This window comes from Campylobacter sp. CN_NE2 (assembly GCF_027797465.1).
GTDB lineage: Bacteria > Campylobacterota > Campylobacteria > Campylobacterales > Campylobacteraceae > Campylobacter_B.
Genome location: NZ_CP115608.1, coordinates 1,406,114 through 1,424,328, shown reverse-complemented (window position 1 = coordinate 1,424,328; position 18,215 = coordinate 1,406,114). Strand labels below are relative to the sequence as shown.

16 protein-coding genes are annotated in these 18,215 nt (G+C 34.6%); 6 read left to right on the top strand and 10 right to left on the bottom strand.

The window, feature by feature from the left end; translation table 11 throughout:
* Positions 1 to 4: 4 nt before the first annotated feature.
* The gene (locus tag PF028_RS07160) at positions 5 to 3,448 is read right to left on the bottom strand and encodes an acyl-[ACP]--phospholipid O-acyltransferase (RefSeq protein ID WP_270860515.1); all 3,444 of its coding nucleotides are present in this window, start codon (positions 3,446 to 3,448) and stop codon (positions 5 to 7) included.
* A gap of 122 nt (positions 3,449 to 3,570) precedes the next feature.
* On the opposite strand from PF028_RS07160, the gene PF028_RS07155 reads away from it, so the two are divergent.
* A complete protein-coding gene (locus tag PF028_RS07155; RefSeq protein ID WP_270860514.1) occupies positions 3,571 to 4,089 on the top strand; it encodes a hypothetical protein in 519 nt (172 codons plus the stop codon).
* A gap of 47 nt (positions 4,090 to 4,136) precedes the next feature.
* Here PF028_RS07155 and PF028_RS07150 read toward each other — a convergent pair whose 3' ends face one another.
* The 6 genes from PF028_RS07150 to PF028_RS07125 all read right to left on the bottom strand — a co-directional run bounded on the left by PF028_RS07150 (position 4,137) and on the right by PF028_RS07125 (position 11,101).
* Positions 4,137 to 5,942 carry an AAA family ATPase gene (locus tag PF028_RS07150; RefSeq protein WP_270860513.1) on the bottom strand — a complete coding sequence of 602 codons (1,806 nt, stop codon included), beginning with the start codon at positions 5,940 to 5,942 and terminating at the stop codon, positions 4,137 to 4,139.
* Between the two features lie 75 nt (positions 5,943 to 6,017).
* Complete coding sequence (locus PF028_RS07145) at positions 6,018 to 6,704, bottom strand: protein-L-isoaspartate(D-aspartate) O-methyltransferase (protein WP_270860512.1); 687 nt, start codon at positions 6,702 to 6,704, stop codon at positions 6,018 to 6,020.
* Positions 6,705 to 7,068: 364 nt separating this feature from the next.
* The gene (locus PF028_RS07140; protein WP_270860511.1) at positions 7,069 to 8,091 is read right to left on the bottom strand and encodes a ribonucleotide-diphosphate reductase subunit beta; all 1,023 of its coding nucleotides are present in this window, start codon (positions 8,089 to 8,091) and stop codon (positions 7,069 to 7,071) included.
* 68 nt (positions 8,092 to 8,159) lie between these two features.
* Positions 8,160 to 8,840 carry an anaerobic ribonucleoside-triphosphate reductase activating protein gene (locus PF028_RS07135; RefSeq protein WP_270860510.1) on the bottom strand — a complete coding sequence of 227 codons (681 nt, stop codon included), beginning with the start codon at positions 8,838 to 8,840 and terminating at the stop codon, positions 8,160 to 8,162.
* Entirely contained in the window at positions 8,833 to 8,997 is a 165-nt protein-coding gene (gene nrdD, locus PF028_RS07130; protein ID WP_270860509.1) for an anaerobic ribonucleoside-triphosphate reductase, read from the bottom strand. The genes PF028_RS07135 and nrdD overlap by 8 nt, the downstream gene beginning before the upstream one ends.
* A gap of 1 nt (position 8,998) precedes the next feature.
* Entirely contained in the window at positions 8,999 to 11,101 is a 2,103-nt protein-coding gene (locus PF028_RS07125) for a ribonucleoside triphosphate reductase (protein ID WP_270860508.1), read from the bottom strand.
* A 271-nt stretch (positions 11,102 to 11,372) separates the two neighbouring features.
* On the opposite strand from PF028_RS07125, the gene PF028_RS07120 reads away from it, so the two are divergent.
* From PF028_RS07120 to PF028_RS07100, 5 genes are all read left to right on the top strand, one after another.
* A complete protein-coding gene (locus PF028_RS07120) occupies positions 11,373 to 12,734 on the top strand; it encodes a COG3014 family protein (RefSeq protein WP_270860507.1) in 1,362 nt (453 codons plus the stop codon).
* Between the two features lie 9 nt (positions 12,735 to 12,743).
* The gene (locus tag PF028_RS07115) at positions 12,744 to 13,163 is read left to right on the top strand and encodes a DUF1425 domain-containing protein (RefSeq protein ID WP_270860506.1); all 420 of its coding nucleotides are present in this window, start codon (positions 12,744 to 12,746) and stop codon (positions 13,161 to 13,163) included.
* A gap of 9 nt (positions 13,164 to 13,172) precedes the next feature.
* Complete coding sequence (lpoB, locus tag PF028_RS07110) at positions 13,173 to 13,796, top strand: penicillin-binding protein activator LpoB (protein WP_270860505.1); 624 nt, start codon at positions 13,173 to 13,175, stop codon at positions 13,794 to 13,796.
* A gap of 11 nt (positions 13,797 to 13,807) precedes the next feature.
* Positions 13,808 to 14,176 carry a hypothetical protein gene (locus PF028_RS07105; RefSeq protein WP_270860504.1) on the top strand — a complete coding sequence of 123 codons (369 nt, stop codon included), beginning with the start codon at positions 13,808 to 13,810 and terminating at the stop codon, positions 14,174 to 14,176.
* A gap of 138 nt (positions 14,177 to 14,314) precedes the next feature.
* On the top strand, positions 14,315 to 15,040 hold the full coding sequence (locus tag PF028_RS07100; RefSeq protein WP_270860503.1) for a thioredoxin domain-containing protein: 726 nt from the start codon (positions 14,315 to 14,317) through the stop codon (positions 15,038 to 15,040).
* A gap of 223 nt (positions 15,041 to 15,263) precedes the next feature.
* On the opposite strand, the gene gdhA is transcribed toward PF028_RS07100, so the two are convergent.
* From gdhA to PF028_RS07085, 3 genes are all read right to left on the bottom strand, one after another.
* Positions 15,264 to 16,622: an NADP-specific glutamate dehydrogenase gene (gene gdhA, locus PF028_RS07095; RefSeq protein ID WP_270860502.1), complete on the bottom strand. Its 1,359-nt coding sequence runs from the start codon at positions 16,620 to 16,622 to the stop codon at positions 15,264 to 15,266.
* On the bottom strand, positions 16,619 to 17,311 hold the full coding sequence (locus PF028_RS07090) for an MqnA/MqnD/SBP family protein (protein ID WP_270860501.1): 693 nt from the start codon (positions 17,309 to 17,311) through the stop codon (positions 16,619 to 16,621). Before PF028_RS07090 ends, gdhA begins: the two co-directional genes overlap by 4 nt.
* A gap of 291 nt (positions 17,312 to 17,602) precedes the next feature.
* Positions 17,603 to 18,193, bottom strand: coding sequence for a hypothetical protein (locus PF028_RS07085; protein ID WP_270860500.1), 591 nt, complete (start codon positions 18,191 to 18,193; stop codon positions 17,603 to 17,605).
* Between the last annotated feature and the right edge of the window lie 22 nt (positions 18,194 to 18,215).

Here is an 18,215-nt window from a genome sequence, read left to right as displayed (position 1 = left end):
CTCTTTACTCGCTCAAAGTATTCGCTAACTCTTTTAACGCTTTGAAATTTACTTTTCCGCTACCAAGCACAGGGATTTCATCGATTTTTTTGATTACGCTTGGTTGCATAATGCCCGTGATTTTCGAGCTTTTTATCCGCTCATTAATCTCACTTTCGCCTAGCTCACCGCTATAAAGCATTACGATTTTTTCGCCTTTTTTATCATCGCTAACATTTGCACACGCAAAATTTATCTCATCTTTAAAAATTTCACTTAACGCACTCTCAACTGCGCCCAAACTTATCATCTCGCCACCGATTTTAGCAAATCTAGAAAGGCGATCAGTGATAAATAAAAATCCATCGTCGTCCTTATAGCCTATATCGCCACTTTTATAGTATCTAACGCCGTCATTTTCGATGATGACTTCGGCAGTTTTTTCAGGATTTTTATAATATTCCTTCATAACTTGGCTTCCGCCGATTAAAACCAAGCCTTGTTTGCCGTTTTTAAGCTCTTCATAGCTATTTGGATCTACGATTTTTACGATAGTTCCCGGTAGTGTTAGCCCAACGCTTCCTGGTTTATTAAAAATTAGTTCGCCAAAAAAATCAGGCTCTAAAATGTTTGGCGTATTTATACAAACCACAGGCGCAGTTTCGGTTGCGCCGTATCCTTCGTAGGCTTCTATACCAAATTTAATCTTAAATTCTTGGCGAACCACCGAATTTAGTTTTTCGGCACCTGCTACGACTAAGCGAAGAGTTGAAAACATCAACGGATTTAATTTTTTATTTTTGGTATAAATTCGCAAAAATGTCGAAGTGCCAAACATCAAACTCGCACCATATTTTGCCGCCATTTTACCGACACTAAATGCATCTGTTGGATCAGGCACATGTATGCTAAGCAATCCTTCATTTAACGGAAAATACGCAGTTACCGTTAGTCCAAAGCAGTGGAAAATCGGCAAATTTGCCAAAATCGCTTCATTTTTACTAGCATTTACCAAATCTGCGATTTGTTTTATATTTGCCATTAAATTTTTATGCGTCAAAACCACACCTTTTGGGTTGCCTTCGCTTCCGCTACTAAATAAAATCACCGCTTCATCGTCGATTTTTGTGTAGTGAAAATATAGAAAATCAAGCATAAATTTAGGCAACAAAACTGCTTTTAAAAGTGCTTTTACTCGCTCATTTTGCGAAATTTCTTTGCCTATGTCTTCAAGGAAAACTAGCTTCTCACCGATACTGCTTTCTAGGTCAAATCCACGACCTTTTAAGCGTTCGATAAAGGTGCGAGAAGTTATGATATGCTCTAACTCAGCCATTTCAGAGCATTTGATTAAATTTTCTTCGCTTAAAGTGTAGTTTAAATTTACAACGACTTTTCCCAGCATAAAAAGCACCAAATTTACAATACTTCCCATAACCGAGCTTGGCAAAACAACGCCGACATTTTTATTTTTACCAAGAATTTTCTCAAATTTATTGTGAAATAAAATCGAAGCCGTTAGCACCTTTAAATTTGTCATTGTTAGTCCCGTTGTATCGACCATAACCTTTTTAAAAAGATTGCTTTTAGCCTGTTTTAGCCAGTTATACTGCATAGGTTCTAGCGAATTTAAATATTTTTCCCAGCTAAAAAATGATAATTCAACCACTTTTTCTTTGACTTGCGGTGCTTTTGAATTTATATCCATTGGTTTGCCAAAACTTACACGAAGTGCCGATTTGCCGTGTTTTGAAAATAGTTTTTTGTAGTTTTTGTCGGCTCTTGAAAATGTCGAACCCCAAAGCCCCCTTATGTAAAACGGCACGATTTTTGCGTTAGTATCGGCTGCTGCGACTTCAAAGCCGTGCTGGAATTCATCGATTCGTCCGTTGTAGCTGATATGACCTTCCGGGAAAAGTGCTACAACTTCGCCGTTGTTTAATTTCGTTCTAATAGTTTCAATGGCGCTTTTGCTAACTCCTGCGCCAATCGGAATAACTTTGAAAATTTCCAAAAACCATTTTAGATACCAAAGATCGTAAAAGCTTCTGTGCATAGCAAATTTTATTGGGCGCGGGGAAGCGATTTGCACGACAGCCCAATCAATCCAGCTAATGTGATTTCCAAGCAACAAAACACCGCCTGTTTGTGGTATATTTTCAACGCCATCGACATTTACTTTATAGCCCATTTTTAGGAAAGGAATTGCCAAAATTCGTACAAACAAATGCGGTAAGTATTTAATCGCAAAAAGCGCACTTATCAAAACACAAATGGCTGCTAAAATCAAAATATGCCTTGTGGCAATAGGAAATTTAACAAGCAAAATAACCAAAACAAGGGCAAAAAGCATAAAAATATTTTGAACAAAATTACTTCCTGCCAAAACGCGACCCATTTTGTGTTCTGGCGTGAAAAATTGGATATTTGCATTTAAAGGAACGATAAAAATTCCCCCGGCAAAACCAAATCCAAAACTAGCAACCATCATCCAAAACACAGAGTGCGAATTTGCTAATCCCATTAAACACAAAAATAGACCAAACGCACCAAACGGCACAATTCCCATTTCAATATGTTTTTTGCAATAATTTCCCGCCGTTATAGAACCAAGCGTGATCCCTATGATACTCATCGCTAAAATCAGCTGAACCAATGCTGCATTATCGATGCCGGTAATTGCCTTAAAATGAGCCGGAAAAACGGCGATAATAAGCTGCGAAACGCCCCAAAATACGCCAAGTCCGAGCGTGCAAAGCAGAACATTACTACTTTTTAGCACAAAATTTAAATTTTCTTTTAAATATCCTAGCGTGTAGTATTTTTTTGCTTCAAATTTGGCTTCACTATTTGTAGCTTCAAAATATGGAATTTTAAATGCAAAAACAGCTTCTGCTATCGCGCAAATCACCAAAATAACGCCGATAAACCAAATCGACTGCAAAGTTTCGTTTATGCCATCGCCGACAACGACGATTTTTTCAAAAATTATAGAAAAAATCAATGAAGCAAAAAGTATCGCAACGACCGTGATTCCTTGAATCAAGCCGTTTGCGGTTCCCAAATTTTCAAGTCCGACAAAGCGTTTTATTAGACCATATTTTGCAGGCGAATAAATCGCACTTTGAAATGCAAGTAAAAGAGTAAGCGCAAATGCAGCATAAAACCAGCCAAAATAGTAGCTAATCGTGATTAAAAGCGTAAGCAAAACGCCAAGTAACGCCATAGCTCTTATGACTTTTGTGCGCGAGAATTTGTCATTTACAAAACCTGCAACGCTAAAAAATAGGATAAACGGAAGCAAAATTAGCATATTTACAATCGCCGTTGTAATCGCTAAAAATTCGCCGTCAAAGCTCTTAAAAAGCACATTTTGGATTGTGATTTTATGTCCTAAATCAACACTAGCGTTTATAAACATTATAGCTATAAACGCCCAAAAACCTTTGATATTAAATAAATTTCCCATTAAAATACCTTTTTAGTTTGAACATAAAATCCTACCAAATTTTTGCTTTAAAACTATAAAAATCGTAAAAATTTAAGCCCGAATTTGTTAAAATTGCAGGATTTTTATTTTACGGAGACGATATGGAAGTTACGGTTACCAACAAAGATGTTACAAATTTGAATAAATTTATGCTTAATCATAGCAAAAGTGCGAAAAAACAACGATTTTTTAGCACTTACGCGATTCCTTTTGAATTTATACTAGTGGGTATCATCACAGATACACTTTTGAAATTTTCACCATTTACTACGATTATTTCTACTATTTTAGCAGCTCTTTGGCTGATATATTTTCCAAAATTTTACAACAAAAACATAGAGAAAAATATCAAAAAAGTAGAAAATTTAAATCTTAGCGATTCAAAAATGAATTTTATAGTTGAAGATGACAAAATTTCATTTTCACCTGATAACACACCAAAACCTAGCGAAATTTTTGATATTAGTTTGCTAAAAAGAATAGTTTGCACTGATGAAAATTATTTTTTAGGCTTTGATAAAAGCGTTCATATTGTGCTTCCAAAAACAGACGAAATAGCTCAAATAGCACAAAACCTAAGCCAAAAACAAAATATAAAAATAGAAAATGTGGAAATTTAGATTAAATTTGGCAAAATGGCGCCAAATTTAATCCTTTTAAATCAAATTTATAATTTAAAAATATCTTTTATAGCAGATATTTGTTTATTTGCCATTGTATCGCTATTTTTGGAAATATAACAACACTCTAAAATCGGTTCTAAAACTTCGCTAAAAAAGCTATTTAAGCCATCTTGTGTGATTTGGGAATTGCTTTGAAAATCAACTAGTTTCATAAAAATACCATGCCCTATTTCAGTGCCCAAACGACCGTCTTTGGCGATAAAATCGTTTAAATTTCGGCACACAGCCACGCAAGCGGCTGAATTTTTAATCTTTTCTTCATTTAGCGTATCTTCGATAACGCTATAATTACAACCCATTTTGACCCAGTTAAAAACCTTAGCAGATGATGGCGAAATGCCGTCATTTTTGCCATTTGTAGCACATAAAATGTATAAATTTTTTGGCACCGCAAAATACGACCTGCCATTTTCTACAACCACGCTAAATTCAGCCTTTTTGACTTCGTCAAATTTGTCGATGATGTGCGAATTTTTCGTGCGTATCATCGAAAACGGCTCATTTTGATCGTAGCGTTTTTTTAAAAGTTCAATTGTCTCGCCAAAAATTTCATCAAATTTACCGCAATTAATATTATCTATTACCAAATAATATTCATTTTGTGGATCGCTTAGAGCCTTTTTACAAATTTGTTTAAATTCACCGTTTGTAAATTCGCTTCCGACAAAACCATCGATAATGTCGCTATAATCGTAACTTCGGTGAAGCGAAATATAGCTAAATCTATCAGGACTTAATTTTTTTGATTTGATAATTTCTGCTATTTTTCTACTTTTGCCCGAACCCACAGCTCCATAAAAAATGGTATTTTTGGCAATTTCTTCTGATTTGAAATTTTTGATATAATCAAAAAATAACCCGGTATAAATATATTTCATCAACGAATTTGCATCACTTGGATACGGAGAAAATTCGCTTAGAAATTTATCACATAATCTTTGAAAATCGCTAAAATTTGATATTTTTTCGCCAAAAGTTTGCTCTAATATTTCTGCGTTTTCAGCAGAATAAATAAAACTCGGAAATGTTTCATTTAACATCGCAAACGCAGAAGCTATCGTATAAAGTTCATTTTTTTCTATGCGATGAAAATTTTCATTGTCCGCAATTTTAAAATTCAAAAGTCCGTCATCTGTCAGATAAAGCTCAATCTCATCAAATGAAGTCGCATTAATGGCGGTTTTTATAAATTCGACTAAAATCAAAGGCTGATTATGCAAAACTAAATCAAAATAAAAAAGCGAAATCTCGCCGCCGATGGTATAAAAAATCTTAAAAATAGCATCATAAAATTTGACTAACTTTCCTTTAAATTCATCTCTTTGTGTCCTATCGGCACAAGTTGTGTTAAAATTTTTAGCAACATTTTCGATAAATACATAAAGTGAAATTATGCTTTTATCTTCCCCTTTTAGCGTATTTTCAACGCTTAGAGCAGAAGCATTTTGAAAAATTTCTTTTTTGGCGATAATTTTATTTTTAAAAACAAAATCATAATAGTGCGAAGTCATATTTGATTCTAAAATTTTATCAATAAAGAAAAACTCGGCTCGTTCGTATTTTTCACCAAGTTCTAAAATTTTCGTGCTATGAATATTTCCGTCGCTTGAATTTATATAAAAATTCTGAAAAAAATCATTTTCTGTTTCATTAAATGAGCCTAAAACTGCCCTTAATTCGCCTAAATATTTTGCTATATTGTTTGATTTTTTTACCCAAAATTGATTTTTGTTATGGATTTTCCAGCTCTCAACCATTAATTTGACATTTTCAGGACTCGTTTCTAACATTTTTTATCCTTTGAATTTAGTTAAAAATTTATGAATTTTAGTGTAAAAGTTATTAAAATACAATCAATTTTAAATTTATTCTCGTCCGCTAAGAAGCGGCACAAATTCGCAAGATTCTATGATTTTTTCTACGATACGATACGATTTTTCGCCTGTTTTATCAAAATTTAAAGCCCCATTTGTGCTTAAATTCGGTAAAGGCATTTTTGTATATTTGATGATTTGTTGAACGCCGTTTTTCTCAATCGGGGCAACCAAAATTCCGCCCATTGTAAGCTGATCAAAAAGCCGTTTGTCGATCTGTTTTGCGGCCGCTGAGAGCAAAATTCTATCATAAGGAGCATAGTCTTTCCAGCCTGCATTTCCATCATCGTAACGCACATTTATGTTGCTTAAATTTAAATTTGCAAAGTGTTTTTTGGCTTCTTTTACTAAGCGTTCTATGCGTTCGATTGTAAAAACTCTTCGCACGATTTTACTTAAAATGGCAGCTTGATAACCACTTCCACAGCCGATTTCTAGGACACTATCGGCGTTTTCTAGCTCTAATGCCATTGTCATTTTCGCCACCGTCAAAGGCGAACTTATCCATTGATTTCCTAAAATGGGTTGGGCATTTAGGCTAAATGCGTAAGCTGAAACAGGGACAAACTCAGAACGAGAAATGGCGCAAAATGCTTCATATAAATTTGGGCTGATTTGAATTTTATCGGCGATTTCGTCCGCCATTTTCGCGCATCTTGCTTTTTCCAAAGGTTGCATTTGTATCCTAATTTTTTAAATTTAACGGCGATATTTTAAGATAAATTTGCTTAAATTTAAGATTTTTATGAATTTTTGCAACAACAAATTCGTAATTTTGAATTTATAAAATAGCAAACAGCGAATTTAACCACTAGCGATTGCTTCGAAATGCTTCGCATTTCTCGCAATGACAAATTATGCGATTTTGTTTAATTTATAAAAAAATATTCAAGACAGCATAGGCGTAGTAAGGCGTAAATTCGGACGATTTCAAGTGAAGCTACCTTTGTCGGTAGTGAGCGTAGGAATTGTCCGAATTTACGCCTTAATCCGTTCAAGTCTGGGGAATTAAAAACAAAAATATTTCAATTCCACAAGACATTTAAAAATCGTCGAAACTTAGGCTACCTTTTGAGTAGTTCGTAACCTTACTTTCAAAAAAATTCGACTTTTGATCGTTAAATTTAGAAAAATCATCAACCCATTTTATCGGGTGAGTTGCATTATATTTTTTCTCTAAACCGATTGCGAGCAAGCGTTGATCTACTAAATAGTGAATATACTCTTCGATAATATCATCTGTAAAGCCCATTATTTGGTTATCTGTGATATATTTTCCCCATTTGATTTCCAAATTTCCTGCCGCTTCAAACATTTCATAAATTTTATTTATATTTCGCTCGTGGAAAAGATCAGGTCGTTCCTTGCGAACCGAATTTATCATATTTTGGAAAAGCAATAAATGCGTGATTTCATCTCTTTGAATAAAGCGAATCATTTGCGCTGAACCCAGCATTTTTCCGGCACGAGCTAACGCATAAATCGAAGTAAATCCGCTATAAAAATAAATTCCTTCTAAAATTTGATTTGCAACCATAGCTAAAAGCAGTTTATCTTCGGTAACTTCGCCCGCAAGCTCTTCGTAAATGCTTGAAATGTAGTCATTTTTCTCGCGCAAAACATCGTCGTGTTTTTCCATTTCATAAATCAAATCGGTATTTTCGCAAATGGCTTCGACCATAACGGCGTAGCTTTTTGAGTGATTTGCTTCTTCGTAGGCTTGACGCGCTAAAATTGCATTGATTTCAGGGGCTGTTATATAAGGGTTTATATTATCAGCTAAGTTGTTTGTTTGGAAGCTATCCATTGAGATAAGTTGGCTCCAAACCAAATCATACATGCGTTTTTCGGCAGCTGTTAGGTTGAAATTATAATCCCTGACATCATCAGTTGTATCGACTTCTTTTGGAAACCAAGTGTTTGCTTCCATTATGTCCCATAATTTCAAAGCCCATTGATACTTTGCTTTTGTGAAATTTAAAATTCCTTGCGGATTTCCGCCAAAAACCTTGCGATTTGTAAGCGTTTCATCAGAAAACGGATTGTAGATTTTTTTCCTATTCATTGCATTTTCCTTAAATAAATTTATCGGTAATTCTAGCTAAAAAAGTTTGAAAAATTTATAATTCAGACCTAAAAATTCCGTAATGAAATTTTTAAATTTGAATTTATTTTGCTTGGATCAAATTTACTCACAGGTTCGCCGATACAACCAAAATTTTCCCCTGTATATAAAAAATTTTGCAAAAAATATGTCCCTTTATAACCTTCGTTTTCTAAAATTTTTGCCATTTTTTCTATCAATTTTTCATCAATAAAATCACTATGGACGGTTGTTCTCACTTCAAAGTCAAAATTTATACTTACTAAATAACGCAACGATTGTAAAAAATTGGAATACAAATTTGAATTTGTAATAAATTCAAAGTGTTTTTCATCGCCTTTAAAATCAAGTGCGATAAAATCTATCAAATTCTCTTCTATTGCCTTTTTTAAGATATTTGGATTAGAGCCGTTTGTGTCAATTTTAAGTTTAAACCCAAGCCTTTTAACTTCCCTTGCCAAATAAAAAAAATCGACATTTTGTGTGCATTCGCCACCGCTAAAAACAACGCCGTCAAGCTTATCTACGCGAGATTTCAAAAACTCACTCAGCTCTTCATAGCCGACATTTCCTTCGCTTACGACTAGCTGGGTATTGTAACAATAAATACAGCGCATATTGCAACCCACAAACCAGACGATACAAGCAGTCAGTTCGCCAAAATCGAGCATCGTAAATGGCGTTATTTCATAAATTTGACTTTTATGCACTTTGTTTTTTTACCTTTTTTTCCACGAAAAATACTCGCTCTTTGTGTTCGCCTTTTTTGCCAAGATTAAAGCTCTCAACAGGTCTAAAATAGCCCATAACCCTAGTATAAACTACGCATTTTGTGCGTTTTGCTTCAAGTTCTTTTGGAAATTCCATTTTATGCCCCTTTGTTTTTTTGATATTCTTGCAAAATTTCTTCATCGCATTTCGGACAAAACTCATGCTCACCTGCGATATATCCGTGTTTATGGCAAACGCTAAAAATCGGCGTTATTGTTATGTAAGGAAGTTTGTAATTACTAACAATTTTTCTAATTAAATTTTTACACGCTTCGCCAGAACTAATGCGCTCTTTCATATACAAATGAAAAACCGTTCCGCCTGTGTAGCTAGATTGTAAGTCATCTTGCAAATCCAAAGCTTCAAACGGATCGTCTCCGAAATACGACGGAAGCTGGGTCGAGTTTGTGTAGTAAATATTTTTATGAGATCCTGCTTGCAATATATTTTCATAGCGTTTTTTATCTTCTTTTGCAAAACGATAAGTCGTGCCTTCTGCGGGAGTTGCTTCAAGGTTGTATAAATTTCCCGTTTGCTCTTGGAAAAGGCGAATTTTTTCACGCAAATGCTCGATAATTTCACTAGCAAATTCTCGCCCGAACCTAGTCGTAATGTTTTCTTTATCATCAGTAAAATTTCGTATCATTTCGTTTGCGCCGTTAATGCCAATAGTGCTAAAATGGTTATTAAAGCCGTTTAAATAGCGTTTTGTGTATGGATAAAGCCCACGCTCAAACATTTCATTTACAAATTTGCGTTTTTTCTCCAAGGTTGATTTTGCAAGTTCTAATAGCTCATCAAGTCTAGCAAAAAGCCCTGCTTTATCATCTTTATACAAATATCCAAGACGGGCTAAATTTATGGTTACCACGCCGATACTTCCTGTCATTTCCGCACTACCAAAAAGACCCCCACCCCGTTTTAATAGCTCTCTTAAATCAAGCTGTAACCTACAACACATAGAGCGAACAGCGCCCGGCTTATAGGCTTTTGGGTTTGGCACTTTTTCGCCATTTTCATTTGTGATATATTGGCTTCCGATAAAATTTTGAAAATAGCTAGATCCGATTTTAGCGGTATTTTCAAAAATAGCATGTGCCGCCTTACTTTCCCAATCAAAACTCTCGGTTAAATTCACGGTCGGTATCGGGAAAGTAAAAGGCTGACCGCATTTATCGCCTTGCGTTAGCACTTCATAAAACGCGACCACAATCCGCCCCATTTCAGGCTCAAAATCGCCGTAAGTAAGCTCTTCTAGCGAATTTTTGCCCCGTTTTTTAACTTCTTTTAAAAGCTCGTCATCGCAAATTCCGCGAAATAAATGAATATCGTTGCTAGTTGGAATTTGCTCTTTTAAATCATCAGGGCAAGTTAAATCAATCGTAACATTTGTAAATGGACTTTGACCCCAGCGAGCCGGGACATTTAGGTTAAAAACAAAACTAGTTATTGCCTTTTTGATCTCATCGTCGCTAAGTTTGTCTTTAAAAACATAGGGTGCTAAATATGTATCAAAACTCGAAAATGCCTGAGCTCCCGCCCACTCGCTTTGCAAAATTCCCAAAAAATTTGCCATTTGATAAAGTGCTTCGCGAAAATGTTTTGGTGCTTTGCTCTCAACCCTGCCGCGAACTCCGTTAAAGCCTTCGTTTAATAAAACTCGCAAACTCCAACCGGCGCAGTATGCACTCAAACAATCTAAATCATGTATGTGATAATCCCCGTTTCTATGCGCTGCGCCTTCTTCTTTGTTATAAACTTTATCTAGCCAATAATTTGCAATGACTTTTCCTGCGGTGTTGTTAATAAGCCCTGCATTTGAGTAGCTTGTGTTTGAATTTGCAGAAATTCGCCAATCAGATTTACTTATATATTCATTTATTGTCTGAGTACAGTTTATATAGGTCGTATCGTCATTAAGCCCTAAAATTTGCTCTCTTTGCATTTTATGCGTGTGGCGATAAATCATAAAGCTTTTCATAACGGCAAAGTATCCGTGCGAATACAGCGACTTTTCAATCAAATCTTGAATCTCTTCGACGCCTAGTTTTTCTTTAAAAACTATACTTTGCAAAACACTTTCAAAAACTCGTTTATCATAAGGCCATGATTCACTTTTGAAAGCTTTTTTGATTGCATCTTCGATTTTGTAAGGTAAAAATTCCTGAGCGCTTCCGTCTCTTTTGATAATTTTTTTCATAAAATTTATTTCCTTTCACGAAGCGAGTATAATGAAAAAAATATTTCACTATACTTAAAATTTACAACTTTTTTTGATAAAATTATCAATTTTATGACTTTGTAATAACATATTAATAATATCCTAAATTTCGAACTTTGCAAAATATTTTTAGAACTTAAATTCAAATCAAAAAATTAGTTTTTTGTATCTAAATATTTTGTAAATTTAAAGCATAAATTCATTTAAATAAATTTAATATAATTTCGTAATTTTTTTAATAGGAAAGCCTGTGAATTTGCGAATTTTCGTTTTGATTTTTACGGCATTTTTGTTTAGCGGGTGTGCTGTTTTTACAGGGCATGGCGATAAAATAGCTAAATTTGATTACGAAATTTCACGCGGAATTTGCGACACAAAAGATTACGCAAAAATGGTTGCTAAAAACGACGATAAGATTTTTGCCGCAAATAGCGCAGGTTCGATTGCTAGAAACTGCAAAAACTATGAAGAAAGCAACTATTTTTTTGACATCGCAGAAGGAAATTATAAAACCGCAGTCGATGAGCGAAATTTATTCGTAAGAGGGCTAAATGAGATAGTTTCGTCCTTTACAAATGACAACATTTTAGATTATAACGGCAAATTTTACGAGCGAATTATGACAAATTTATACAAAGCCTTAAATTTTATGAATTTGGGCGAATTTGACAATGCAAGGGTCGAATTTAACCGCATTTTAGAACGCCAAGAAATCGCCAAACGCCATTTTATGGACGATATTTTAGCAGTAGCAAAAACGCAACCAAACTACACTGATGAAACGGGGCGTTACCTTTATAATGCAAATTCAAAAAATATCAACGAATTTTTAAATTTTTACGAAAATTCATACTCAAATTTAAAGGCTAGTAGTAACTTTGTAAATCCTTTCGCTTCGTATTTAGCAGGAATTTTCTTTTTGTGCGACGGCTCTTATGCAAAGGGAGCTGATTTGCTAAAAGAAGTTTCGCTTATAATGCCAAAAAATGGACAAATCAAAAAAGATTTAGCCTATGCAAATTCACTCGCAAATTCGCTAAATGCAAGAAATTCAAAAAGACGAGTTTGGGTTATTTATGAAAACGGACGAGGTGCGGGTTTAAAAGAGAGCGGATTTTCGTTTCCGTTTATAATAGATAGAGCATTTATGTCGCTAAATGTAGCTTTGCCGGTGCTAAAAAAACGAAATACTTCGTATGAATTTTTGCAAATAAACGGGGCAAAAACCACACAAATAACCGATATGAACGAGATTATCGCGGCTGAATTTAAAGCCACGGCAAATCTTAGGGCCAATCGACAAATTTTTCTAGGAATTTCAAAAATCATTTTAGAATATCAGCTTTCACAGCACAAAGACGGAGCGGCATTTGGGGCGATTTATGCTATGTTTAATATATTAAGCAATCGTGCAGATATTCGCTATTGGGGCTATTTACCTGCGAATTTCCAAAGTGCGAGTTTTGAAAACAAAAACGGATTAAATTTGCAAATTTCAGGCGATAATGGCGAAAAAATCACAAATTCGCAAATTCCGCCAAACAAAAATGCAATAATTTATATAAAATCATTACAACGAAATTTAAACTATATTGATACAATCATATTTTAAGGAGTTAGTATGAAAAAGTTTTTAATCTTTTTACTTAGCGTTTTCTTGCTAAGCGGTTGTGTAAAAAAGGTAAAAGATCCAAATTTCACGGTCGAAGATAGCGGAATTTACGATACTTTGGAGTTTGTAGATATGGTTAAGCGCACCAAAGAAGACGGATTTTTAGAAATTCAAGCCGTCTTTAAAAACTATACAAATTCAAACGAAACGGTCGCTTACAAGGTTGATTGGTATGATAATGACGGCTTTTTAATCGATACGATTATGTCAAAATGGAAAGTCGTCGAAGTCGAAGCCAAGCGAAATTTTGTTTTAAAGGCAGTTGCGCCGTCGATTAAAGCGGTGGATTATAAAATTCGTATGCAGTTTCCTAGCGACGATGACGAATTTAGAAATAATCCTGCACAATATGAATATCAAGGGAAATAAGGAGCTATGATGAAGAATTTAAAATTTTTGCTAATTTGCGCTTTGGCTGTGGGAATTTTCACAGGTTGCGCTGATAAAACCGAATATATGAGCAACGGCAAACCAAGCGGCGGAAACGAATATATGACGCTAGGACTTGATCGTGCTGATTTTGAAAAAGCAGCAAGCGATGCGGTCGAAAACCTGCTATCAAGCGGAGTTTTAAACAAAAAAGGTGGCGGCAGGTATGTCGTGGCTATTGGTCGGGTTATAAATGACACAACCCAACGCATAGATACAGATTTGCTGACTAAAAAAATTCGCATTGCAATGCTAAATTCAGGCAAAGCCGTCATCACAAGTGCTATTAGTGGCGACGGAAACAACGAAGAAGGGCTAATCGGCGACATTAGAGATATGAGAGAGAGCGACGAAGTAAATCAAAAAACGCTTCCGCCAAAAGGCTCGATTTACGCACCAAATTTCGCTCTTAGCGGAAAAATAATCCAACGCACTTCGCTAACGGCATCTAAAAAAGCCTTAGTAGCGTATTATTTTCAGCTAACCTTGACCGATTTAGAAACAGGACTAGCGTTTTGGGAAGATGAAAGTGTCATCGAAAAAATCGGCTCAGCCAAAAGCGTAACATGGTAAAAGGATAAAAAATGAAAAAATTAGCTTTGATTTTTTGCGTTTGTGGTTTGGTTTTTGCCATAAGCGCACCAAGTTCAAATTCGCAAGGCAGTTCAGCCGTGCCAAAAATCACAAGTATCGATTTGGGTGGAAATTTAAGTAAAGATAGTGGTTGTGGGGCAGATTTGCCAAATGATGTTTTTAGCGGCGGAGTTAAAATTTGCGCCGTCGATGAAAATGAAACAGACACAAACGCTACAAGCGAAGGTAATTTCACGGCAAATTTAGAAAATAATGCAACCGAAGTTTCGCAAAATACAAACGAAAGTGAAATTTTGCACAAAAGTAACTCAGGCGTAATACAAGGCAAAAACGGTGGCGTAAAACTACCTTTTGATTAAAATTACAAATTCGCCGAGTTTATAAAATTCGGCGAATTTAATTAAATTTAGAATAAAAAATCTAAAAAACGCTAAATTTTATACAAAATTTACAAAATTCAACTATAATTTAACGAATTTTTTAATAAGGAAAAAAATATGAAAAAAACAATTTTAACTTCGGCACTAGCCGTAGCTACTCTAACTAGCCTAAATGCAGCAACTGATGAGCAAATTTTATCAGTTTTTGGTGGTGCGCCAAAAGAGTTAAATTTTAAAGTCGCTGAAAGATTGCCTATTAAAGGACTTGACGGCTTTGAGGCTGTTGTAGTGGAGGTTTTACAAGACGGAAATGTAAGGCAAGAAGAAATTTTAATCTCAAAAGACGATTTGATTTTCCCAGAAGTTTTTAATATAAAAGATAAAATTCGCTATATCGATGAAATCAAAAAACAAAGAACTGCGGTAAAACTTTCTAAGGTTTATAACGAAGAAAAAGCTGAAAATATCATAAAACTAGGCAATGACAAAAACAAACCTACAATGATAATATTTACAGACGCAGAATGCCCATACTGCCGTCAAGAAATGAATCAAATCGAAGAAAGACTTAAAGCTTGGAATTTAGAAATCATTATGACTTCGGTTCATGAAAATAGCGGACACTCAAAAAGCTATATGATTTACAAGGATATTAAAACAGCTAAAACTGATGCCGATAAAATCAAAGTTTTACGCAAATACTACGACAAAGAGCTTCCTTCACAAGAAAAAGAAGCAGGTGCTGAAAATATCGCTAAAATGGAAGCTTTGGCTATAAAATACCACAAAGCAGGCGTAGATAGTGTTCCTTTTAGATTTGAAAAAGACAAAATCATAAAATAATTTATCAAAATTTGTGCGAGTTTTGCTCTCGCACAACTCTTTTTTGTAATAAATTATTATTTTTTAATTCGCCAAATTTCATCACAAAACAAGAAAATTTTATATAATTTTAAATAATAATTACCAAATTTTAACCATAAAAAAAGCCCGAGTTTTTGGCTCGGGCTTAGCAAATTTATTAGAAATTAGGAATAAAAATTTAACGAGAATTCGGTAAATTCTGTTATAGATAGCCTTGATCTATCATCGCATCGGCTACTTTTCTAAAACCTGCAATGTTTGATCCTAAAACCAAGTTGCCTTCTTGACCAAATTCTTTTGAAGTCTCATAACTAGTTCTAAAAATATGTCGCATGATATTGTGAAGTCTTGCATCAACTTCTTCAAATGTCCAGCTTGTCATACTCGCATTTTGCGCCATTTCTAAGCCGCTAGTTGCAACACCACCCGCGTTTGCTGCTTTGGCAGGTCCGAAAAGAAAATCTTTTTTGCTAAGCATAAAATCGATAGCTTCAAGTGTGCTTGGCATATTTGCACCCTCGCAAACCATGCGGCAGCCGTTGTTATAAAGCGTTTTTATATCTTCTAAATTTAGCTCATTTTGTGTCGCACTTGGGAAAGCCGCGTCGCATTTAACGCCCCAAACGCCGTTTCTTCCTGCCGGATAGCTACTAACAGGCGTGAAAACTGCTTTTGGGTGAGTTTTTACATACTCGGCAAGCCCTACTCTCATCTCTTCTTTTAATTTTTTTAGAAGTGCCAAATCAATGCCGTTTTCATCATAAATAAAGCCTGTCGAATCGCTAACGGTTACAGGTTTTGCTTCCATTTCATAAAGTTTTGCAACGGTGTAAATCGCAACATTACCCGCACCGCTTACGGCGCAAATTTTACCGCGTAAGCTATCATCTTTTTTAGTTAGCATTTCATTTGCAAAATAAACCGAGCCATAGCCTGTTGCTTCTGTTCTAGCCAAACTTCCGCCCCAGCTTAGACCTTTTCCTGTTAATGAGCCGTCAAATCTGCGTGTGATTTTTTTGTATTGACCAAACATATAGCCGATCTCTCGTCCCCCGACACCAATATCACCAGCCGGAACATCGGTAACATCGCTAATAAGCCTTTGAAGCTCAATCATAAATGATTGACAAAATCTCATAATCTCGTTATCACTTTTACCTTTTGGATCGAAATTCGCTCCGCCTTTGCCGCCGCCGATATTAAGCCCTGTTAGTGAATTTTTGAAAATTTGCTCAAAACCTAAGAATTTCAAAACGCCCAAATTTACGGTCGGATGAAATCTAATACCGCCTTTATATGGTCCTATGGCTGAGTTAAATTCGACTCTATAACCCGTATGAACGCAAGGTTCGTTTTTATCGTTTGTATAAACAACTCTAAACATCAAAGTTCGCTCAGGAACCAAAATTCTTTCAACAATCTTATGTTTAATGTATTTGTCTTCTCTTTTTAGTAGTGGTTCAAGGCTTGTTAAAACTTCGGTGGCTGCTTGGATAAAAACTTCTTGACCCGGATTTTTTCTCTTAATATCTTCTAAGATATTACTGACATAGTTTTTCATTTAACTCCCTTTCGTTTAGGATTAAAATTGTAAGTTCTTGCTCTTTTTATAAAGATCTTAAACGCCTTTTCTTCTTTTGCGCCGATTTTATAGCTAATAAAATTTAGATACTCTAATATATCTTTTGGCGCAATCTGCCGTGTCTTGGCGTAATCTTGCAAAATGTAGTATGGAATTTTAATCTTACGGCTCAAAAATTTTTTCACCAAAACTTTATATAAATCGCCGTTTTTTATGTAACAAAATCTACCGAAAGTAAAGGGCAAATTCGTCTTTTTTTTCCAAACTTCGCCAAGATCGTGAAAATTCTCACTTCCTTCGCTAAGATTTGCTCTAAGTGCATTATCTCCGATAATGACTTCGCCCCAAAGCCCTAAAATTCGGCAAAGCATATTTGAACTCATCGAAGCGCTATCTAGTTTGGAAGCAGAATTTTTCCTAACCAAAACGCTTTTAACGCTTTTTTTCGCGACTATACCTAAATTTAGTTTCTTGTATTTTGCTCGTCTGCTTTCTATGCTAGAAATCACAGCTGCATCGATTTTGCGGTTGTAGAGTTTTTTGCAAAGTTCGCTTGGAACGCCTTTTTTAAACTCGATTGCCTTTTTTGCGTAATTTTGAAGCGGATAACCTTTTAAAAACACATGAAAGGGCAATAAATTTAGATAATCTATCTTTCCAAAAAGCATTATTTTCCTTTTTGAAGCTTTTATTCTATTATTTGTTCTCTTAAAATTTAATAAAAAAATGAATTTTATTTTATTTTAATGTTTGTAAATTTTTATATAAAATCTCGTTATATCGCGATTTAATTATAAAAAATCACTGAATTTAAGTCTAAATTTAGTCATTTTTGTATTAAATTTTAAAAATTTTCATCAAATTATGATAAAAATAAATTTTATATTTTTTTAATATTAAAAACCTAGTGCCTTAAAATTTGATTTTAAGGCACTTTTAAAATTAAAAATAACTTAAAATTAATCTACAAGATCAATCGTAATTGATTTATATTTATCAAATTCGACAACACCGTATGTGTTTTTAAAATGGATATTTGCTCCGTCGGCTGATTCCATATAAACACCGCTACCTGATGGTTTGCGAACCATAGAATATGATTTTTTATTTTTATTTGTTGTCATTGTCGCTGTTTCGAAATCGTCATTTGAAACCAACTTGACTTTTAAACCGTCTTCACCTTCAAAATTTAAAACTTCTTCATTGATTAAATCAATATTAGTTTCTTTATATTTTCCAAATTTAACTATGCCTTGTGAGCCTTTAAAATGGATATTTGCTCCATCTTTTGATTCCATATAGACACCGCTACCTGATGGTTTGCGAACCATAGAATACGCTTGTTTGCTTTTATTCGTAGTCATAGTAGCTGTTTCAAAATCATCATTTGAAACTAATTTAACCGTTAAGCCTTTTTTACCTGTGAAATTTAAAACTTCTTCTTTGTTTTTTTCGACACTAGAACTAGTTCCTAGACCTAAATTTGCAAGTTCTGCACAACCGCTAAGCAAAAATGCGCCTAAAAACGCACAACATAACATTTTTTTCATGTCTTCTCCTTAAAAAAAGATT